The organism is Mastigocoleus testarum BC008, assembly GCF_001456025.1.
Lineage (GTDB): Bacteria > Cyanobacteriota > Cyanobacteriia > Cyanobacteriales > Nostocaceae > Mastigocoleus > Mastigocoleus testarum.
In genome coordinates this window covers 1-20905 of the sequence record NZ_LMTZ01000167.1, presented here as the reverse complement: position 1 = coordinate 20905, position 20905 = coordinate 1, and the positions used below count along the sequence as shown (strand labels likewise).

Genomic DNA, 20905 nt, shown 5'->3' with positions numbered 1-20905 from the left:
GATATTTATTGATTACCCACAAACTTGAATTAAACAAATTATAAAATTCGTAGGGTGTGTTAAGCGCAAGCCGTAACGCACCGCAATTAAAATAAATTAAGAGGTCAATTACCTATGACCAATTACCAATTACCCATTCCCTAAAACTACAACTCGACATTTCTACCTTTCTGAGCGAAAATTCCAGTAGGTTTCCATTGTAAAAATGTAATAATTAATCCAAAAACCATCACTTTTGCCATACTAGTGGTAGAAAAAAACTTAAAAAAATCAACTAAAGGTGGGATAGGAGCAAACAGAAAAGTCAAAGTACCAGAAGCAATTAAAAAGTTAGCCGTACCAATCCCCAATGCTGCGATGATAGAGCCCAAAAAATTTCCTACACCTCCAACCACAACAACCATAAAAGTATCAATAATATAATTTTGTCCGGTATTTGGTCCCACAGATCCAAGCAAACTAATTGCAGCTCCAGCAATTCCAGCTAATCCCGAACCAAGTGCAAAGGTAATTCCATCAACTGTTTCTGTAGGGATACCCAAACAAGCACTCATATCTCGATTTTGGGTTACAGCACGAATTCTTAATCCCCATCTTGAACGTTGTAAGAATAGATAAATTCCTGTAACACAAACAATAGTTAAAAATATGATAAATATTCGAGTATAGGGGAAATATAAAGTTCCTAAACCCCAATCTTCTTTTAACCACACAGGAATATTTAACTCACTAAAATTTAATCCTTCTTGCAACCAAGTAGGAGCAGTAACGTCTACATTTTGAGCCCCAAACCAAGGTTGATTAACTGATAGTTTATAGGTCTGACTGAAGAAATTAGCTGTTGTGAACGATACTGCTAAAGAGAGGGAAAATAATAATCCTATAACCCAACTACGAAACCGAATAAAATTAAAATGAGAATTAAAACGAGAATTCAAAATCCATAAACCACCAAAAAATAATAAACAAAATAAACTGATTCCAATAAATAATACCCAATTTACACTGCGGACAAATTGCTTGAGTATTAAACTTACACCCCAAGTTGCAAGTAAAGTTTCTAGAGGTCTACCATAAAGATATCTGATAATCCCTTTTTCTAGAATTAAACCAAAGACAGCAGTTAATAAAAAAGCAGTGACAATCGCAAAAAATATATAACTCTCAAACCAGATTCCACCTAATTCTTTGCATACGTTCTGTACAATGAAAGTTGTGTATGCTCCCAACATCATTAACTCACCATGGGCCATATTAATTACACCCATCAAGCCAAATATAATAGCAAGTCCTAAAGCCGCAATTAATAATACAGAGCCAGTACTAATACCATTAAATAAAACATCTAAAAAACTTGCTAACACTTATTTTAATTTCCCCCGAAAATTTCAAATTAGGATATAGTATTTTTCTTTCTCTTAGGATTTTTCTCTGGAAATTTATTTTTATCAGAGTGCGTTTATAGAATGAATATTAATCGTATATAGCGGTGCGTTACGACACGATGAGAAAGATGACCTAAAAAAGATATTATTTCGCACGCCTAATACACCCTACAAGTTTTTATATTTTATTTATAAACACACTCTTGGAATCTTTTGTTCTTGAAACCTCTTTTTTAGATATTTGATAATAGATAAACCAATTACCAATTACCCATTACTTACTCATTACTCATTACTTATTACTCATTACTTATTACTTATTACTTATTACTCATTACTCATTACTTGTTACTCATTACTCATTACTTATTACTCATTACTCATTACTCATTACTCATTACTCATTACTTATTACTCATTCATCACCCCTAAGTCGTCTTATATTTACCACCCTTCGTCGGATCCGACCAATCACAAGCAAAACCCTTAGTAGAAGTGACAAACTGATTCCAAGGTACTGGATCGACAGCAGTGGGAGTCTCATTGATGATTTCAAACAAACCATCATCTCTGACTTCACCAATACGAACAACTTTAGACAGGTGATGATTGGAATTCATTATCACCTTTCCTTCCGGTGCTTCTAAAGTTTGACCGTAAGCAGCAGCACGAACTTTCTCTAAATCAGTTGTTTCAGCTTTTTCTACCGCTTGCTTCCACAAGTAAACTCCAATGTATGCTGCTTCCATTGGGTCGTTAGTTACGCGATCACTTCCATACTCTTTCTTGAAAGCTTCAACAAATTTTTTGTTTGCAGGAGTATCTACTGTTTGGAAATAATTCCAGGCTGCATAGTGACCTTTGAGATACTTTACACCAATCGCCTTCACTTCTTCTTCAGCGATACTAACGGACATGGTGGGATATTTATCTGGTGTTATACCTGCACCTTTCAATTGTTTGAAGAAAGCTACATTACTATCTCCATTCAAAGTATTAAAAATTACTCCACCGTTGGGTAAGGCTTGCTTAATTTTGCTAATAATAGGTGTAACTTCGATGTTACCCAATGGTAAGTAATCTTCTCCGACTGTTTTACCACCATTTGCTTCTAGTTGTGCTTTGATGATTTGGTTGGCTGTTTTGGGAAAAACATAATCGGAACCAACTAGAAAGAATTCTTTACCTTTATTTTTTAATAACCAATCAACCGCAGGTTCAATTTGCTGGTTTGGTGCTGCACCGGTATAGAAAATATTTTGCGAGCACTCTTGACCTTCGTATTGGACCGGATACCACAACATGTGGTCTTTATTTTCAAACACAGGTTTAACGTTTTTGCGGCTAGCAGAAGTCCAGCAACCAAAAACAACAGCAACTTTATCTTGGTCGATAAGTTTATTAGCTTTCTCTCTAAAAGTATCCCAATTAGAAGCCCCATCTTCAAGAATAGCTTCAATTTGTTTGCCTAAAACTCCACCATTAGCATTAATTTCTTTGATGGCTAATTTTTCTGCATCTACAACACTTCTTTCACTAATAGCCATTGTACCGCTGAGGGAATGTAGAATTCCTACTTTAATAGTCTGACCATTGCTGGTCTCTGTGGTGGATGAGTCTGTCGTAGATTCTGATGGGTTTTCTGTAGAAGCAGGTGAATCATTAGCACAAGCCTTTAAGAAAACACTCGTACCAAATGCACCTATACCATAAATTAAGAAAATTCTTCTATTAAATCTGTTTTTCATGTTCTTTTACTTACCCAAAAGATATAATTTCCTTAATTAAAGTTAATTAAGCATATACACTACGAAGTTGACATTATTCTGTAACCATAAAAGTGCAAAATGTTATACATTACTGATATTAATTTGATACTTTCTCATTAAAGTGTATCTTCATATACCTTTTTTACAAGAAATTTTACAAAAAGTTGTTTTTATTAACTAATTCGACCAATAAAGCAAATTAAAAATAGGATAAAAATCAAGATTATTTATCTCTAAAAACTTATTTTTGTAATTAAATAGATATTTTCAGTGACAAAAATATCTATTATTTTTTAACGAAAAAACATCATATTACCTTGGTATATCTGTTAGTAACTGCATATTTTTTCGTCTCTTATTTATTTAGGTTATTGTTTTTTGAGAGAAAATAAAGTATCAGCTATTTTTTAATATTTCGTTTTGTCTTATTTCTCTATTGAAATCATTAAAACACCATAATGTAGGCTAGTTTTTATCTAAAGCTCGATAATCCAGACTCATGGACTGTAACATTTTTTCTCGCTTTTTCCGAGCTATAGCTTGTAAATCAATAGTTTTATCTGTTTCATCGACAATTTCGCCAGTAATGACTTCTAGAACATCTTCCAGAGTCACAACACCGGAAACATTACCATATTCATCTACTACCACCGTTAAATGTTCGTGAGCATCAAGAAAACTTTTGAGGAGTTTATCTGCTCGAATTGTTTCTGGGACAAATCTGACTTTACGCGTTAGGGTCGCAATTTTTTGATTGTATCTACCTTCAACCATTGCTGTTAGTAGGTTTTGTTTTAAAGCAACTCCAATTACTCTGTCAATTGATTCATTAATGATAATAATCCGGGTATGTTGTGAGGAAATAATATCTGTTTTTGCTTCATTCAAAGTTAATTCACCACGTAAATAAGTCAACATAATTCGTGGTGTCATTAAATCAGACGCAGTTAGATCGCTCAACTGAAATACCCTTTGAATCATTTCTGCTTCGTCGCGTTCGATTATTCCTTCTTGATGTCCAATATCTGCTAATAATTTAATTTCTGCTTTATTAGTAGTTGGTTGTTTCTTTCCTTTAGTAATTGGTGCGGTGACAAATTCTATTACCCACACTAAAGGAGTAAATATAAGAGCTAACCCGGCAACAGGAATAGCTGCTAACATGGAAACTTGTTCCGCGTAACGCTCACCAATAGTTTTTGGTACTATTTCTGCAAAAATAATAATTAGAAAAGTTAATATTCCCGAAAAAACTCCCAGCCACCGGTCTCCCAATACCGATGTGGCGACACTACCTGTAACAATACTACCGATAATATTGAATATATTATTAATAATAACAATAGTTGCAATTGGTCGATTCATATGTTCGCGAATCGCCAGAAGTGCTAGAGCAGAAGGATTTTTTGATTGTGCTAATTGTTTAACTCTGAGGGGGGAAACTGAAAATAATGCGACTTCGATCCCAGAACACAAAGCCGAACCTGTGATAACCGTTAATACAACAAAAATAAGTTGAAACATTTTTAGTTCCCAATTGTGGGAAGAAATAGTAAAGATTAATGAACTGCCAAAAAAGTTTATACTATCGGGTAGATAAAGGTACACCCTCTATCCATCGAATTTCTCTCTTCCTTACCACTTCATAAGTAGTATTTTTGCTGAGAGTATTTTGGGAGATAAATCTTATTAACCTAATTTTTTCCTATTGCAATTAATAAACTATTTGTAATTGTAAAATCAATTAGTTAATCCAGGAAAAATTAAGTTAAAGAAAAAAGCAATTAAGTGTGCTGGAAAAATATCCTATTTTAATTGATAACTTCCCAAATGTCCTCCCATTGCTATTACTAAAGAATAATGGTTGGTATCTAAGGGTTCATATATAGTTTCAGGTATTTGAATTGGGTGTTTCGTTTGACTGCGGTTGATAAAATAGCAGCCTGTCGTAAATAAACGGCTTCAGAAGAAAAATAATTGCAATTTTTCGCCAATAAATCCCAGAAATACTTATTTCCGGAATATCAATCTAATGGGAAAATACTTTTTATTCGTTCTTTTCTGTAATGAGTTGAGAAAGAAACACTTCAGTTTTATGATGGCATTGGTTAGATATGTTAGATAAGTTAAATAAGCTCAGATAAAATTTGAAACTCACGCAAATCTAATAACAACATCGAGAGGGTCAGTAAATTTGTAACCCGCTACGTACAATGGGGTATAGCTATTACAAAATTATTATTTTCTAAGCCTCTGTATGTACTAAAAGATTTGCGTAAGTCACTAGTAGTGCAAATTATCAACAAAATTTTGTAACTTAGAAATCTATATAAATGATATAGAAACTAGGTTGAGTAAATGCACTGGTTTAATTAACTACCCGATCTAATTAACTACCTGACTACCATGACTGCGCGGATCGCTTTGACTGCTAACAGGTGCAACCCGAGTAGAAAATTCAGATACTTGACCGCTCACTTGAGCATAAGGCAAATCGGAATTATTCGCCAAGGCATCTAGATTACTTGTCATAATTTGGCGGGGTTGATCGCCAATAGCTTCGGCTATTGTGACTCCACCATTATCCAGATACACAAAATGAGGAATACCATCAACTTGGTATTTGACCATTTCTGGCAACCACTTGGTATTATCGACGTTTAGCATTACAAAATTAATTTGATCGCTATAGTCTTGCTTTAATTGAGCAATATCTGGTGCCATTTTTTGACAAACTGTACACCAATTAGCATAAAACTCTACTAATGAGGGTTTTCCATTTGTCATTGCTACTTCTAGGGGAGTAGACTTGCTGTCCAATTCTGCGAGAGAAGTTGTTGTTGTTTGACTTCGTACTCCCAGAAGTAAAGTCACACCAAGGATAATTGCAACAATTGCGATTAGGAAGTTTCGCAGTCGTTTTCCAGTTGTGGTGGATTCAGTTTGGATTGGAGAATTTGCAGATGAATCCGTAGACATTGCCTATTTATCAAAAATTATTAAGTGCTGGTATCTTACTTCAGTTTAACCCTGTCTTTCTCTATCCGAACTGGTTTAAATTTTGGAGAATGGTAATTATATTTGCTTGACAAATACGTTACAACTAAAAAAAACCGATTATAAACCTGTGAAAAAGCGAGTTACTCTTACCTTCCCCAAACGTGCGATCCAAATACCGATTGCATATCGCTTAGCAAAAGACTTTAACGTTGCAGCTAACATTATCCGTGCTCAGGTTGCACCGAATCAAGTTGGTAAATTAGTAGTGGAACTTTCGGGGGACATTGACCGATTAGATGAAGCTGTTGAATGGATGCGATCCAACAGCATTACGGTTTCTAAAACTTTAGGTGAGATCTTAATCGATGAGGATAAATGCGTTCACTGTGGCTTGTGTACGGGTGTTTGTCCTACTCAGGCTTTAACTCTCAGTCCGGAAACCTACAAATTAACCTTTACTCAAAAACGTTGTATTGTCTGCGAACAATGTATTCCGACTTGTCCAGTAGAGGCGATTTCGACTAACCTTTAGTAGAAGTAAGAAGTAATGAGTAATAAGTAAGGAGTCAGAATTCAGAACAGACCGCGTCTTTTCCAAATACCTAGATTTTCAATATTATACTATTTTCAAAACTTCCCACACTTCCCACACTTCTTAGACTTCCCACACTTTCCCCAATCCCCAATCCCTAATCCCTAATCCCCAAACTTAAACACATCGGCGATAACACTACTTTTACCTACTAATCTTTTGGTTTGTGAAGGTGAATCGTAAACTACCAAGAGCCGAGTTTCTCCACAAGTATCTTGAAACAAGGTAATTCCTTCGGCGTGATCGTCGCGATTGCCATGGGGAATTTGCATTACAATTTCTGGTGTGGTGAATGTATTTTCTTTGAGATTAACTACATTTTCTAGAGAATAAATACATATAGGACCATCTAAATTCATTGTTGGACCAGCTAAAATCAATAAATCTTCGCCGTCCAAATATAAATCTCTAATTCCCAAACCGTTTAAGTTAATAAAATGCTTTCGATATAATTCGCGATCGCAGCCAATTTCCTTTAACTTTAATAATCCTGGAGCAGATTCTTCCAATTCAATTTCTAACATTACTGCCCATCCCCGCAATACGGGACCGCGCAAACCAAGAAAAATTCGGTTTTGGACAACAGCTATTCCTTCAATATCAAACCCATTATCTTTACCAGGAATTGCGGCTTTAATAAAAGCTCCGAGATGGGGGTCTTCAGCTAAAGCCTCCATAAGTGTATTTCCTTGTTCGGTTATTTCTAATTTTGCTGCGGTTAACTCAAGTTTTGGGTTATCCGGATTGGGAGAAGATGATAATAATTCACCATCAATCAGAGGAATACGACCGAGAACATAACGGTTAGGTTCTGTTACGATTTTTGCAAGTCTTTTGAGATTTTTCTGATCCGATTTTTCTGGTTTGACTCGTTTCCGTTTATAACTGTGGGAGCCAACAAACCATAAATAATTATCGTGATAACTAATTCCTTCAATATCTATTTCTTCGTCTTCTGGGGCTGGTAAATCAATAAATTCTGCAACCCTAAATTTTTTGTGATCGGCAAATTTTTCTGCATCTACCTTAGATAATCTTTCTATTGTTGAGGTTTCATCGGAACCCAACCATAAATAGTTATCAGGGCTTAAATATACCGCTGAAAGGTCTTCCCGGTGTTCTGGATAATCTTTTCCAAACACAAGTAATACTTGTTTGATTAAAGCTGAATTTGGCATCTTTGACTAATATATAAAAGTGTTTTGCGTAAATTTGAAGATTTATTATATACGTAAAAATTGGTGATTGGTAATTGGTAATTGATAATTGCTCAGTCACTAGTCATGACTCCTGACTTCTGACTCCTGCTCACGTCGCTAGCGTAGCGTACCGGATCCGCAAGGTAGCGCAGCTATAGGTATTGCGCGGTCTGTTCTGACTTCTGACTCCTGACTTCTGACTCCTGACTCCTGACTTCTAACTCCTTAGTTTTGACCTGCATCCATAACTCATAAAATAAATAGAAACGCGAGCGTATCACGTTTCTAAATTCACTTCATCCTTTATCTGTGAAAAATTTGACAATTAAAAATTTGACAATTAAAAATTTGATAATTACTTGATTTTCAACAATTCCACATCGAAAATTAAAGTTGCATTGGGAGGAATGACGCCACCAGCACCACGAGAACCATATCCCAATTCAGAAGGAATAATTAGCTTTCTACGTTCGCCCACTTTCATTGTACTGAGTCCTTCGTCCCAGCCCTTAATTACTTGTCCAACACCGATTTTAAAATCAAAAGGACGATTGCGATCGCGCGAACTATCAAATTTACTTCCGTCTTCTAGAGTGCCGGTATAGTGTACAGTTACAATTTGTCCCTTTTCAGGAGTTGCTCCACTTCCTTCTTGAAGGACAACATATTTTAGTCCTGAAGGGGTAGTAACAACGTTCTCTTCTCCTGAGGGGGTAGCAGCGACGTTTGGATCGGACATATCTTTGCTTGCGATTAAAGTATTATTTTCGTTTACGTTATCTGATGTTGCAACGGTAGTGTTAATAGGGTTAGCAACAGCGGACTGTGGTTTTTCACCACTAATTTGTGCGAATACCAAGACCACAGTACAAATAACAACGAAAGTCGCGCTGAGAAGAATTGCTTTCAAAATCACTCCTTCCTAATTAAAGGTGTCTGGGAATTGGGATTACTAGTAAAACAAATCTTAGTTTATCAGTTTATGGCAAATGTACCAGTTGGAACTTAAGCAATTCTTATGATGAGGATTTTGATACATTTAAATGCAGGTATTATTACTACAGTATCAATAAACCCTCCCATGATTGTGAGGAAGAAATCAGCGGGAGGGGTGCAAGATATATTTATTTTTTACTACCAAATTACATATCTTCAACGCCACATCTTATTTTCTAAATCGCGGACTTGACGTTCTAAGCGATCAATTCTTCCTCTCAGTTCGTCCACTTCTGACTGACGAGCAACTCCCAAATCTTGCATCATATTGCGCATTTGTCGTTCCATATTGGTTCCCCAGTTATCTTGCTCAGATTTGAGTTGTTCTACCATATCATCCATAACTTCTTTGGCTTGTTCTGGATCGAGTTTGCCATCCTTTACCATTTTTTCACTGGCTTCTCGCAGTTTTTCCGCCATAACTGATGTCGTACCAATACCGAGCATTAGTAACTGTTGCATCCAGTTGTTGTTATCCATGTTTTCTCCTCTCTAAAATTTCTTATCCTTGAATTTTTATTCTTAAAATTTATCCTTAAAACTTACTTGACCCCAAATTTGCACTGTATTTTGGATATCCATCAATTAAAGTCCTTAAAATCAAGTCCTTAATCAAATGCATTTTAATCAAGTACATTTTAGAATCACTATTTTATACCTATAACTTTATTTATTACTTGGTATTAAATGAGAATATACAGTTGTGCTGCTAGGGTCAATATGTTTTCCTCACCTCTACAGCTCTATTCTGACAAATTCAAGCTAGGAATGAAAGAAAGGTGGTTATTGAGTTACTCAAGTTTAAAATGGATCCTGCGGTACGGGAAAAATTTATTCAAAAGGATGAAGATATTTGGACTAACGCTTTAAGAAAATATTCTGGGTTTTTAGGAAAGGAAGTTTGGATTAATCCCAATGATAAAGGTGAAGTGACAATAATAGTGCAGTGGGAAACACGAGAACAGTGGAAGAGCATACCACAGAAAGATTTGGATCTTATCGAAGCTAAATTTGATTCGTCACTGGATTTTAATTATGAAATGACAGAGTCATCGGAGTATCAAGTCCGAAAATTTCCTCGCAGGTAAATGCATAAATCCATAGAAGTTCAACCATAGAAGTTCAGCTATAGAAATCCAACTAAATTTAACGTTTTGGAGATTTTCTTGGTTTTTCCACTTGACGCATAGCTTCTCTACCCAAGATAAACATTCCTGTCACACCCAAACAAACAAACCAAACGTATTCTCGCCAATATAGACCAATTTGTTGAGTGGGATTGAGTTCTGGGTGCAGTGTAGTTAAATATAGTAGTAACACAAGAATTGTTAAGGCAGAAAAACCGACGAAGCTTAAACCAATCTTGATTCGGGCTGGTCGCAGTTCCCAATCGCTAATTTGGTCGAAATCAATTTCTGCTAATTCACTTAAAGTGTCTTCTGCAATAAATGAAGCTTCTTCTATACGTTTACTTAGTTCGGGCGATACAATTGGCACAATTGCACCAACTGTTGGACGACGCAAGAAGGCTTCCGTGTCGCGTAAGATTTCTAACGGCTTACGTTTCTGCGGTTCAGCGAATTCCAGATCTTCTGGAGTTTCTTCGGCGTTGTCTTTGGGTTCAAAATCCATAATCTGATTTTTAGAGTAGGTTTTGATAATTCGCCGGATCAAAGAGACTGGGATAGGGAGAATATGTTATCTCCCGTCCCTTATTATCAGTAATATTTTAACTGTTGAGCTATATTTCCATTGTAGAGCGGGAAGCAATAAATCATTCTTGTTTGAGGTGTCGCTTTTATCTTTGTATCAAAAGTTTTGAAAACTCTAATAACTCAAAACTGTAAATGTAACAGTGAATGCGTTGAACAGTAAGGACGATGGCTCCAGCATATTGTGAAGAACTTGAACCCACTGTTTTTTAGCCAGCAGTAACAGAAAACATATCGTTCCTTCCTGTTCCCTTGTTGTTAAAACCCAAATCTTTTATCGACCCACTTTTTAGCTTTTCTTATCGCTTCTATCTTTGAACGAGCGTAAGGTACAGCCATGGCACAACCGGTATCATAATCTACCCAAACCGCATAAGTAGATTCTCCATCCAACTCACCTCGATCAACGTCAATCCTAACTCCGCGATAGATGAAGGAAAGAACAATATGGGGATAATCGGGATTTATCATTAGTATTGGTTTTGCCCTTGCTTAATTATTAGGGTAGTACAAAAACTCTTTAGTAGCTCTAATTAACAGCCTTTTGAAGTTAGATTTAATATTTGTGTAAACATAATTTATCAATCTAAATAAAAGGTAAAAGGATAGAAATTAAGTTAGCTGTAATGCCAAAAACTTACGTCAGCCCTCATAAGCAAAGAAAATTTGAGAGCAAGAAAAATCTTGTCGCACCTGTACTTATACCTGATGATAGTGTGACGTTATTCATACACCATCAACCTTCCCTTCCTCCTTCAATCAAGTATAAATTCCGACTGCGCTATCCTTTTACCAATATTTAAAATGGGTGGGAATAAATATGAAAAATCAGTGCTAAGCAGCAGTCAGATTTTCTGCGACAAAATCCCAGTTAACAAGTTTACTGAGAAAAGTATCAATATATTCCGGACGTTTGTTTTGGTAATCTAAATAGTAAGCATGTTCCCAAACATCCATAGTTAGTAGTGGAATTTGATTGCTAGTGAGAGGATTATCTGCATTTAAAGTTTTGCTGACTTTCAAAGTTCCGCTATCAAGTACTAACCAAGCCCATCCACTACCAAATTGAGTTGCACCAGCATTTTTGAAAGCTTCAACAAATTTCTCAAAGCTACCAAAATCAGCATCAATTTTTTTTGCTAGTTCTCCTGTAGGAGTTCCAGCAGCATTGGGTTTCATGCAGTTCCAGTAGAAGCTATGATTCCAAGCTTGGGCTGCATTATTAAAAATGCCAACTTTGTTCGCATCATTTGCAACTGCTTTAATGACTTGTTCAATAGATTTACTATCTAGTTCCGTTCCTTTAACAGCATCATTAAATTTTTTAACATAGGCTGCATGGTGTTTATCATGATGGAACTCAAGAGTTTTTCTGGAAATATAAGGCTCTAAAGCTGTGTAATCATAGGGTAAATCTGGTAGTGCGTATGCCATAGTGTTCTGCCTCTTTTAGTGATCGCTAGGTAACATTTACTGCTTCTATTTGGTGTAACAAAATCAAAAATTTGTTATCCACAAAAAAGAAACTAAGGTAACCCATTTGCGGTTTGATAATAACTTAATAACTGGATTCATATAATCCTCATCCCTCGGAGGGGGATAGTTAATCGATAAGAAAACTACTATTTATCCTATTAGGAATAATGAGTCACAAGTAAATAATATTCAGTTAATAAATAAGCGTAAAGATATAGAATATTAAATCTCTGCAGATCTAAATCGTGTTAAAAATATTCTATTTTTAAATCAGTGAGATAGATGCTGTATATCGTAATTGTTTGTAATACAACAAAAACATAACTCCTGAGAAGATATTTCTAGAAGATATTTCTAGAAAAACTATAAATAAACAATTACAAACAAATACAGGATATGTCTAATAAGGGTTGGAATCGCCGAGAATTTTTGTGGGGAGTCAGCCAATCAGCCCTCACATTAGCAGTTTTGGGACGCACGTCACAACAGGTAATAGCGTCTACCAAAAAACCTACATCAGTTTTAGTTTTAGGTGCGGGATTATCTGGTTTATATACAGCTTTGCTGTTAGAAGCTAAAGGTGTTTCGGTGACAGTCTTGGAAGCACGCGATCGCATTGGTGGTCGAGTTCATACTTTAGATGATTTACCCGGAAAGCCAGAAGCAGGAGCAATCAGCTTCGGAAAAAAATACCAACGATTGTTGGACTTAACCGAACGCTTGAAATTATCTTTGGAAGAAGCACAACCTTTTGAAAAAGAACTGCTTCTTCATATCAGGGGAGAATCTATTACAGCACAAAACTGGGCTCAATCTACAGCTAATAAACTTACAGAAAATGAACGAAATATAATTCCACCACGCTTGCTGGTGCATTATTTGCAGAAGAATAATCCTCTGAAAAATTCTACAGCTTGGACCGATCCGAAGCATAGCGATTTGGACATTTCTTTTGAGAAATATCTTCGTAGTAAAGGTGCTTCAGATGAAGCTATTCGTTTGATGGAACCGACTTACATAACCAATGGTCTGGATACTACCTCTGCATTGTGGTCTTTGGGACATGCTCGAAAATTTCAGGATTATTTTGGAAAACCCATACATATTAAAGGTGGTAACAGCCGTTTAGTAGAAAAAATGGCAGCAGCGTTAAAATCTCCAGTAAAGACTAATAAGGTGGTAGCTTCGATCAAATCTAGCAAAACTGGTGTGGAAGTGAATTGTAAAGATGACTCAAGATTCAAGGCTAATTACGCTGTAGTTACTTTACCATTTTCTGTATTGCGCGAAGTGGAGATTGCACCAGCTTTACCGGAGAAACAGGCTGAAGCGGTACAAGAATTATCCTATACAGCAGTCACAAAGATTTATTTAAAAGTTCTTCAGCCTTTCTGGGAAAAAGATGATTATCCACCCATGACCTGGACAGATTCTCCATTACAAAGAATTATTCCAATTCGGGACAATGCAGAAAAAGTCACAAATTTAATTTGTTGGGTAAATGGAAAAAACGCTCAAATGCTAGACACCATGTCCACAAAAGAGCTATCACAATTTTTTAATTTTGAAATCAAGAAAATTCGCCCTGCGATGGTAAACAATGTGGACATCATAAAATTAGTCTCTTGGGGTAAGGATCCTTATGCAAAAGGAGCTTATTCTTACTTTGCACCCGGACAAATCAGTCGTTTTCGAGATGCTATGGCTCAACCTTGGGGACGAATTCACTTTGCTGGAGAACATACTGCGATCGCATCTCCTGGAATGGAGTCAGCTTTAGAATCTGCAGAACGAGTTGCAAAGGAAATATTTACTGCTATTGGATGAAGTTTTACCGCAGGAGTCAGAAGTCAGGAGTCAGGAGTCAGAATTATGCGCAATACTTACAGTACGCTTACGCTAGTAGTCCTTTTCATTAGTTTTGATAGGTTGTAGAGACGTTGCATGCAACGTCTCTACGGGGGTTTTGACAACAAACCAATCCGTCATAATTAATGAAAAGACTACTAGGTCGCGCATGTGCTAACGCTCCGCTACCGCGAACGCTGCGCTAACAGAAGTCAGAATTCAAGATTAGAATAACCTGCGAGTAGCAAACTTATGTCCTACAGACACGCGACGCTAATGACTTGCGCATAGCGCTAAGTTTCCAGAGCATCGCTCAACTGCTCGCGGTCACGTAAAATCTCAATAAAGTAAAGAATTTGATGAGATTTATTTGTGTCTCCCTGAGTATAAAAGTAAGCTGCAGCTTGAAATAAGTCATCCCATCCACTATCTTGCTTATCTACCTGGTAAAGAGTAAAACCACGTCCGAGATAAGCTGCACCTTGTTTGGGATTAATTTCTATTGACTTACTAAAATCTGCGATCGCATTTTGATATTGTTTTTGTTTGCGCCATACAGAAGCCCGATTGCAGTAAAAACTAGCATCGTTTTGGTCTAACGCGATTGCATGGGAAAAATCAGAAATAGCACTTCCTAAACTTTCTTGTTTGAGGTATGCTACACCTCGGTTGTTGTAAACTTCTGCTAGCTTACGAGTATCAGTTTGAGGCATTAATTGAAGTGCATTATTATAATCTGCGATCGATTGCTTGTACTTCTTTTGGTCAAAACGCGCTAATGCTCGGTTGTAGTAAAGTCGATAATCTTGGGGATGTAGATTAAGTAAATGGTTAAAATCCGTAATTGCAGCTTCTAGCAATCCCAAACGGTAATAAACCAAACCTCGATTCAGATAAGCCTCAAAATTGCTGCTGTTTTGCTCCAGCGCTAGATTACAATCAGCTAAAGCTTGCTGATAATCTGAAGTTTCAAGGTAAGCCGAACAACGATGATAATAAGCCTGAGCTAAATCAGGATCGATCTCAATTGCTTGGGTTAAACTTTCTATCGCTTCTGTATATTTACCTTTTTGTATTTGATTAACACCTGATTCTAGAACTGCTCGTGCATTTACGCTCATATCGTTTATTGCCCAAGCTTCAGTCCGAATAGGTAGGAATAATACCGAAAATACTATACTCAGGCAAATGAAGATGCGATAAATACAATTCATGTTTATAAATTGAGTAACTAACGTTCGCTTCGCGGAACGCCTTTTAGGCGTTTATCGGGCTTAGTTAACCTTTTAGCACCACACTTGCAAAAAAATTGTGTATATTGTTTCTAATACTATTGTTACAGCGATCGCTTAAATATTTACAAATATATAGTTTTTGATATATTACTTCTTCTATAAGCTTAGTGATAGTTATATGGAGATGCAATAAATATATTAGACCTCTGTGGAAAATTAAATCTGTATAGCTGTAGAGACGTTGCATGCAACGTCTCTACATTCTTTTGCGGAGATATCTGTTATATCATGTACGCTTAATTACCTACAAAAAAATATGTTGGTTTGTAGTTGCGCTTTAGGGCTACAGGCAAATCTTAGCGCTAAAGCGCAACTACGAAACTTCTCACAAGTTTTTTACCGGGCATAATATTACGTCTCTAGCTGAGGATTTGCTTGTAAGGCAAAGGTAAATTGTGAGTTTATTTATTCTAAAATAGCGCTAGCTAATTAGGTTTAAGACCAACCATTATCGGCTTGCTGCAATACATAATCTGCAACTGTCTGGATTTCTTCAGGAGATAGACGTCCTTTAAAAGGTGGCATCGCATTTTTACCGTTAGTCACTTGGTAAATAATTGCCTCTTGAGAATACATATCATATTTTACGAGGTCGTCTTTCATCAAAGACTTATTCGCCATAATACGATTTACTCCACCGGCGTGACAAGCAGCACAATTTGCTTTGAAAATTTCTCCCCCATTATGCTCTGGAGACATAGCCACTTCTGTAACTTCTTTTACTGCTGTTTCTGTTTGTGTATCTGTAACTTCTTGAGCTTCTTCTGTAGATTTATCCGTAATTACTTTAACTTTTTCTGTAGTTTTTTCAGTTTCGATTACAGAGGTAATTTCTGTTGTTGGTTTATTGCTGACACTTGGAGCAACTACTGCTTCACTTTTGTCACAACCGTAGGTAAAAAATAATAAAGGAAGTACCAAAAATACAATAGATAGTAACTTCTTCATAGGTATGAATGTAGCAAAATTATACAAGGAGAACTATGTTTGGATATATTAAGTTTGTGTAATGGGTGGTGTCAAAGCTTTAAAAAACATTTGCAAAAATCTCTTTCTTGGGGATGATTGTATCTGTTGCAAATGTATATAATCTTATTAATAATCCTTCAAAAAAATAAACATTTGCTGAACGTCACTATTTTTAGGTCGGCAATTAGTGTTCCCTAAATAAATTTGAGGATTGACAGAAAAATAGCTGTGAATAATGCTTTCTTTATTTTTCTTGGCAAGAAAGTGTTATTCACAGATAGCCACTGTTTTATTGATGTGGTTATATTAGTGGATTTTTACAGAGATAAAATCAGACATGAAATTAAATAATTAATAAACTGTATCTAAATTTGATTTATTTTTTTTGGGGAGTGTTTTCGTGTTACCTATGATTTTTATTTTTTATTGACATATAAAACGCCTAAGTTCTAGGAGCTTGGTTATTTAATTAATTGTGATTAGTTTAGGTTAGACAATCAATGTTATAAGTTATCCCTATTTTAATTAATTGTAAATCTGTGATGGTTTAATTTTATTTGTTGCACAGCATAGTGCTCATTACGAATTAATTATAGATATTCCCAACAAATAAAGTTAATAGCAGTAAATATTAAATAGATTAATTGCTAGTGAAAAGGATTATATTTTCGTATTAATCCTCAGCATTTATCTGTCGATGGATAATTAATCTATTAGTACTGCACATATAGATATTCGCGTATCAGTACTGAATCAGCAGATACCAAATTTTACATAGATACATCAAATATTATTGATTTTAGATTCTTGTTGTAAAAGAGAAGACATATGCGTAGAAGAAAATTATTAAGAAATTTGACCTGGTCTGGGATTGGATTCGCAGCTACCACAGCAAGTTTGAGTTTCCGAGCTTCAGTGTTAGCCTCAAATAAAACTAGTAAAGTTCATTGGGGTTATATCGGTGAAGAGGGACCAGGTAACTGGGCTAAGTTATCACCTGAATTTTCCAGTTGTAAATCGGGAAGAAGTCAGTCACCAATTAATATAGATTCATCTGCAATTGGAGCGGATCTTCCTGAGTTAGAAGTTAACTATGGAAATTCTCCCCTGAAAGTTATCAATAATGGTCATACTATTCAAGTGAATTACGAACCAGGAAGTTTCTTAACTGTAGATGGGGAGTCTTACGAGTTAGTGCAATTCCATTTCCATCATCCCAGCGAGCACAAGATTGATAATGAAAGTTTTCCCATGGAGTTACATCTAGTCCATCAAAATCATCAGGGAGCTTTTGCTGTATTGGGTGTACTTCTCAAACAAGGTGAGGAGAATAAAACTTTAGAGAGTATTTGGAAAGCAATACCAAACACACAAAGAGGTAAAGAAATCAGTTCAGATGTAACCATTAATGCTACTAACTTATTACCAACAGACCTAAATTCTTATCGCTATCATGGTTCTCTAACAACTCCTCCTTGTTCGGAAAACGTTCATTGGATTGTTTTACAAAAACCAGTTGAGGTATCCAATCTACAGGTACAGACATTTGCTGAGTTATTTCCGATGAATGCAAGACCGGTACAAAGTTTGAACCGGAGATTTTTATTGCGATCGCAATCTTGATGTTATAGGGAGGGAGTGGGGAAAAGGGAACGGGAAGGGGAACTAGGAAAACATCATGATATTAGCGATAGTAACTAGGATATTTGCAGAGACGTTGCATGCAACGTCTCTACAGATTAGTACGTTTTGCCGAAAATAATTGTTAACTAAGCCTTTTTTGAATTTGCGCGGCTAGTTCTTCCTGAGTAACTTCAATTTGCTCGCGATTTCTCAAGTCTTTGAGTGCTGCTTTGTTGGTTTTTGCTTCTTCAGTACCAATGATTACACACAATGAAATACCTTGTTTTTCTGCTAGTTGAAATTGTTTACCCAAGGAACGTTGGTCGAAACTAGTAATAACATTAATTCCTGCTTGACGAAGTTGTTGGGAAACTTGTAAATAAGTAGGCATTAATTCGTTTTGCATGTTTACCACCATCACTTGAGCAGGAGTAGAAGGTAAGACATCAAGAATACCAGCTTTAAGTAAACGACTAATTAGGCGAGTTAAACCAATTGATATACCCACACCGGGCATTTTTTCACCTAAAAACATCCCTACTAATTCTTCATATCGACCCCCAGAACAGATGCTACCTAGGGCTTCATGTCCAATTAATGTAGTTTCATAAACTGTACCGGTATAATAATTAAGACCGCGAGCAATAGATAAATCAATACAAAAATTATTTTCTGATACTCCCAAATTTCTGACTCCAGAAATTACTGTAGCTAATTCAGTTACTCCCAACTTAAATTGCTCGGCTTCTGGCATTTTTTCGGTTAAGTTTTTAAGTTCGTTTAAAATTTGTTCGACCGTACCATCAATTTTAATAAAATCAATAATCTGTTGGGTTTGTTCTGCAGAAATCCCAATTTTGTCTAATTCTTGCTTAACTTTGGTTTCGCCGATTTTTTCCAGGTTATCGATAATATTGACGCAGGATCTAATTTTATCTTCCGCTACACCGACCGACTGAAAGAAACCGGTGAGAATTTTACGGTTGTTGATCCGAATTACAAAATCGCCAATCTTAATTGCTGTAAATATCTCAGAAATGATTGCTGGCATTTGAGCATCATATAGCAAACTGAGTTCGCGACGAGCAATTACATCGATGTCACACTGACGGAACTGACGGAAACGTCCATCTTTTGCTCTTTCTCCCCGAAATACTGGATCCATTTGGTAGCGAGCAAAGGGAAAAGTTAAATTATTCAAGTTACGAGCAATATAAGCTGCGAGGGGAACGGTTTGATCGAATTTTAAAGCTCTGGCTTCGGAACCGCTTTCACCAGCTTTGTCTTTTTCTGCTTGTCGATTGGGGGGTAAAATTGGATCGATACCATAAATGATGTTATCGCCTTGATTGCCCTTGGCTTGCAAAACTTCTAAGCGTTCTACTGCTGGAGTTTCGATGGGGGTAAATCCGTAGCTTTCAAATACCCCGCGAATTGTATCAAGTAAGTATACCTCAAGGCGCTTTTCCCCAGGTAAAAATTCTGGGAACCCGCTGGGAGTCGTAAAATTTATTTTATCTGCCTTTGCCATTTCTTCAGTTACTGCTTTCGTTTGATGAATTCACATTCATCAGTTTAGCGGTACTGGGGGAAAGCTTAATTTTTTTGTATGATCTGGTTCCTAGGCTCAGCCTGGGAATCCATCGCAAGAGGCTCCGCCTCGTGTATTGTACCGGAGGCAGAGCCTCCAGTAATGTGTTCCTTGCCAGAGACAAGGAACAAGTTGTCTCACCGAAAGTTACTAACTTCCACCTAACTCCAACCTCACCGAAAGTTACTAACCCCCACCTAACTTTCCCAACCTCACCGAAAGTTACTAACCCCCACCTAACTTTCTCAACTTCACCGAAAGTTACTAACCCCCACCTAACCTCCCCCAAGGGAGGAATGGATCTTCTCTAAAAGGTGTTAGCTAAATTGATTTAATATGGAATTGTTTGCTTGAGAAGAAACAGCAACTAAATTTCAAAGCGCTTCTCACAAATTATCTATAATAGGGTTTTGAGTGCTTAGGAAGTTTTTCTTAAGCATGCTTTATTGCAAAATATTAATTTTTTGTTACAGCTTTTTATTACAGCCACTTAAAGCAAGTAGCAGATTCAAAAATTCAAAAACTTTGTCGAGAGCTAGTTTATGGGAAACGATGCTAGAGGAGGTGAAAATAGAACTATCGGACGCAAATACGCCAAAGGAAAAAAAGCCCAAGAACGTGCGTTAGCTCTTGTTAAAGCCTTACTGCTACTGGAGCACATAAACTCATTTGGAGAAAATTCTGAGAAAATTCAAGTTAAATGGGCTGATGGTGATGAAGCCTTACTGAAATTGGAGCGCATTAACTTAATTAGAAAACACTCTGAACAAGTTCAAGTTAAATGGGATGGTGACATTCTAGAAGTCTCTACGACATTAGTAGCTTTACTAAAACTAATAAAAGAAGTTCACCCCGATAAACTTGAATTTGGTACCACTGGCGAAAACCAAAAGAAACTAGTAAGGGATTCTCATAAATTTGTTGGAGATACGATTACCTTTTTAAAAAAAGATATTAACTCTACACTTTTAACCCATCTTCCGCACCCTAACTGTCACACACCAAGGGGATGAGATTTTTTAGTACATATTTATTAAACAAGACTTAGATATTCATGAGACTAATGGGAAGTTATCTCATTAAATTTGGGATCTATCAAAAAGTATTTTGAGTTGAAGTCTTTGATGAGGCTAAAAAGATTCTTAAAAAAGTAAGAAAATATTTTTGCTCGAAATAATAATGTGAGAATTTAAACAGAATTGTGTTGTAAAATTCTGTTTTTATGTTTGATATAAAAGATGTTGAAATACAAAATATAGACCATTTAGGGATAGTAGCAGGAATCGTAGATTCCATTGGATTAGTAGAAATAATTAATGATTTATTAGGGTCAAAACCAGGAGAAAAAGTCAGTGCAGGACATGTTGTCAAAGCAATGATTTTAAACGGATTAGGATTTGTGTCTAAACCGTTATATATGTTCCCGAAGTTTTTTGAGCAAATAGCTTGT

At 36.2% G+C, this 20905-nt stretch carries 20 protein-coding genes and 1 pseudogene; 7 read left to right on the top strand and 14 right to left on the bottom strand.

From position 1 onward, the window contains the following. Window positions 1-146 precede the first annotated feature (146 nt). From urtB to BC008_RS44705, 4 genes are all read right to left on the bottom strand, one after another. Window positions 147-1364: an urea ABC transporter permease subunit UrtB gene (gene urtB / locus BC008_RS44720; RefSeq protein ID WP_027846800.1), complete on the bottom strand. Its 1218-nt coding sequence runs from the start codon at window positions 1362-1364 to the stop codon at window positions 147-149. A gap of 449 nt (window positions 1365-1813) precedes the next feature. After that, window positions 1814-3133: an urea ABC transporter substrate-binding protein gene (urtA, locus tag BC008_RS44715; protein ID WP_027846489.1), complete on the bottom strand. Its 1320-nt coding sequence runs from the start codon at window positions 3131-3133 to the stop codon at window positions 1814-1816. A gap of 486 nt (window positions 3134-3619) precedes the next feature. Continuing rightward, on the bottom strand, window positions 3620-4678 hold the full coding sequence (locus BC008_RS44710; protein WP_027846490.1) for a hemolysin family protein: 1059 nt from the start codon (window positions 4676-4678) through the stop codon (window positions 3620-3622). 861 nt (window positions 4679-5539) lie between these two features. Further along, the gene (locus tag BC008_RS44705; RefSeq protein ID WP_027846491.1) at window positions 5540-6133 is read right to left on the bottom strand and encodes a thioredoxin family protein; all 594 of its coding nucleotides are present in this window, start codon (window positions 6131-6133) and stop codon (window positions 5540-5542) included. Window positions 6134-6281: 148 nt separating this feature from the next. Here BC008_RS44705 and BC008_RS44700 point away from each other — a divergent pair, with 148 nt between their 5' ends. Next, window positions 6282-6686, top strand: a complete 405-nt coding sequence (locus BC008_RS44700) for an NIL domain-containing protein (protein WP_027846492.1) — start codon at window positions 6282-6284, stop codon at window positions 6684-6686. 164 nt (window positions 6687-6850) lie between these two features. On the opposite strand, the gene BC008_RS44695 is transcribed toward BC008_RS44700, so the two are convergent. The 4 genes from BC008_RS44695 to BC008_RS44685 form a co-directional block, all read right to left on the bottom strand. Then, on the bottom strand, window positions 6851-7924 hold the full coding sequence (locus BC008_RS44695; RefSeq protein ID WP_027847077.1) for a DUF3616 domain-containing protein: 1074 nt from the start codon (window positions 7922-7924) through the stop codon (window positions 6851-6853). Between the two features lie 173 nt (window positions 7925-8097). Then, window positions 8098-8226 (bottom strand): hypothetical protein, encoded by a 129-nt coding sequence (locus BC008_RS52405; protein WP_268768297.1) that lies wholly within the window; start codon window positions 8224-8226, stop codon window positions 8098-8100. Between the two features lie 74 nt (window positions 8227-8300). Continuing rightward, window positions 8301-8855, bottom strand: coding sequence for an FKBP-type peptidyl-prolyl cis-trans isomerase (locus tag BC008_RS44690; protein ID WP_027846284.1), 555 nt, complete (start codon window positions 8853-8855; stop codon window positions 8301-8303). A 242-nt stretch (window positions 8856-9097) separates the two neighbouring features. Next, window positions 9098-9421 (bottom strand): phasin family protein, encoded by a 324-nt coding sequence (locus tag BC008_RS44685; protein WP_027846283.1) that lies wholly within the window; start codon window positions 9419-9421, stop codon window positions 9098-9100. Window positions 9422-9720: 299 nt separating this feature from the next. Here BC008_RS44685 and BC008_RS44680 point away from each other — a divergent pair, with 299 nt between their 5' ends. After that, entirely contained in the window at window positions 9721-10029 is a 309-nt protein-coding gene (locus BC008_RS44680) for a TIGR03792 family protein (RefSeq protein ID WP_027846282.1), read from the top strand. Between the two features lie 58 nt (window positions 10030-10087). Here the strand turns inward: BC008_RS44680 and BC008_RS44675 are convergent, their stop codons facing one another. The 3 genes from BC008_RS44675 to BC008_RS44665 all read right to left on the bottom strand — a co-directional run bounded on the left by BC008_RS44675 (window position 10088) and on the right by BC008_RS44665 (window position 12087). After that, window positions 10088-10573, bottom strand: coding sequence for a hypothetical protein (locus BC008_RS44675; RefSeq protein WP_027846281.1), 486 nt, complete (start codon window positions 10571-10573; stop codon window positions 10088-10090). Between the two features lie 338 nt (window positions 10574-10911). Further along, window positions 10912-11124 carry a hypothetical protein gene (locus tag BC008_RS44670; protein ID WP_036268273.1) on the bottom strand — a complete coding sequence of 71 codons (213 nt, stop codon included), beginning with the start codon at window positions 11122-11124 and terminating at the stop codon, window positions 10912-10914. Between the two features lie 363 nt (window positions 11125-11487). After that, window positions 11488-12087: a superoxide dismutase gene (locus BC008_RS44665; RefSeq protein WP_027846279.1), complete on the bottom strand. Its 600-nt coding sequence runs from the start codon at window positions 12085-12087 to the stop codon at window positions 11488-11490. 438 nt (window positions 12088-12525) lie between these two features. On the opposite strand from BC008_RS44665, the gene BC008_RS44660 reads away from it, so the two are divergent. Further along, entirely contained in the window at window positions 12526-13956 is a 1431-nt protein-coding gene (locus BC008_RS44660; protein WP_027846278.1) for a flavin monoamine oxidase family protein, read from the top strand. Between the two features lie 314 nt (window positions 13957-14270). Here BC008_RS44660 and BC008_RS44655 read toward each other — a convergent pair whose 3' ends face one another. Beyond that, complete coding sequence (locus BC008_RS44655) at window positions 14271-15098, bottom strand: tetratricopeptide repeat protein (RefSeq protein ID WP_058184854.1); 828 nt, start codon at window positions 15096-15098, stop codon at window positions 14271-14273. Window positions 15099-15707: 609 nt separating this feature from the next. Then, window positions 15708-15956 (bottom strand): annotated as a pseudogene (locus BC008_RS44650) (c-type cytochrome); the annotation flags it as partial. A 1113-nt stretch (window positions 15957-17069) separates the two neighbouring features. Here BC008_RS44650 and BC008_RS44645 point away from each other — a divergent pair. After that, a complete protein-coding gene (locus BC008_RS44645; RefSeq protein WP_027846132.1) occupies window positions 17070-17864 on the top strand; it encodes a carbonic anhydrase in 795 nt (264 codons plus the stop codon). A gap of 142 nt (window positions 17865-18006) precedes the next feature. Here the strand turns inward: BC008_RS44645 and hisS are convergent, their stop codons facing one another. Next, complete coding sequence (gene hisS / locus BC008_RS44640; protein ID WP_027846131.1) at window positions 18007-19395, bottom strand: histidine--tRNA ligase; 1389 nt, start codon at window positions 19393-19395, stop codon at window positions 18007-18009. Window positions 19396-19559: 164 nt separating this feature from the next. Here hisS and BC008_RS49165 point away from each other — a divergent pair, with 164 nt between their 5' ends. From BC008_RS49165 to BC008_RS44625, 3 genes are all read left to right on the top strand, one after another. Then, the gene (locus tag BC008_RS49165) at window positions 19560-19766 is read left to right on the top strand and encodes a hypothetical protein (RefSeq protein WP_153009765.1); all 207 of its coding nucleotides are present in this window, start codon (window positions 19560-19562) and stop codon (window positions 19764-19766) included. Window positions 19767-19997: 231 nt separating this feature from the next. After that, on the top strand, window positions 19998-20468 hold the full coding sequence (locus BC008_RS44630; RefSeq protein WP_027846130.1) for a hypothetical protein: 471 nt from the start codon (window positions 19998-20000) through the stop codon (window positions 20466-20468). A gap of 209 nt (window positions 20469-20677) precedes the next feature. After that, on the top strand, window positions 20678-20905 hold a 228-nt coding region (locus tag BC008_RS44625; RefSeq protein ID WP_153009509.1), incomplete at its 3' end, for a DUF4277 domain-containing protein.

Excerpts from the sequence above, each read along its gene's own strand:
- BC008_RS44670 (WP_036268273.1), bottom strand. The coding sequence starts at position 11,124 with ATGATAAATCCCGATTATCCCCATATTGTTCTTTCCTTCATCTATCGC.
- urtA (WP_027846489.1), bottom strand. The coding sequence starts at position 3,133 with ATGAAAAACAGATTTAATAGAAGAATTTTCTTAATTTATGGTATAGGT.
- BC008_RS44705 (WP_027846491.1), bottom strand. The coding sequence starts at position 6,133 with ATGTCTACGGATTCATCTGCAAATTCTCCAATCCAAACTGAATCCACC.
- BC008_RS44685 (WP_027846283.1), bottom strand. The coding sequence starts at position 9,421 with ATGGATAACAACAACTGGATGCAACAGTTACTAATGCTCGGTATTGGT.
- BC008_RS44695 (WP_027847077.1), bottom strand. The coding sequence starts at position 7,924 with ATGCCAAATTCAGCTTTAATCAAACAAGTATTACTTGTGTTTGGAAAA.
- BC008_RS44665 (WP_027846279.1), bottom strand. The coding sequence starts at position 12,087 with ATGGCATACGCACTACCAGATTTACCCTATGATTACACAGCTTTAGAG.
- BC008_RS44675 (WP_027846281.1), bottom strand. The coding sequence starts at position 10,573 with ATGGATTTTGAACCCAAAGACAACGCCGAAGAAACTCCAGAAGATCTG.
- BC008_RS44655 (WP_058184854.1), bottom strand. The coding sequence starts at position 15,098 with ATGAGCGTAAATGCACGAGCAGTTCTAGAATCAGGTGTTAATCAAATA.
- BC008_RS44660 (WP_027846278.1), top strand. The coding sequence starts at position 12,526 with ATGTCTAATAAGGGTTGGAATCGCCGAGAATTTTTGTGGGGAGTCAGC.
- BC008_RS44645 (WP_027846132.1), top strand. The coding sequence starts at position 17,070 with ATGCGTAGAAGAAAATTATTAAGAAATTTGACCTGGTCTGGGATTGGA.
- hisS (WP_027846131.1), bottom strand. The coding sequence starts at position 19,395 with ATGGCAAAGGCAGATAAAATAAATTTTACGACTCCCAGCGGGTTCCCA.
- BC008_RS44630 (WP_027846130.1), top strand. The coding sequence starts at position 19,998 with ATGGGAAACGATGCTAGAGGAGGTGAAAATAGAACTATCGGACGCAAA.
- BC008_RS44710 (WP_027846490.1), bottom strand. The coding sequence starts at position 4,678 with ATGTTTCAACTTATTTTTGTTGTATTAACGGTTATCACAGGTTCGGCT.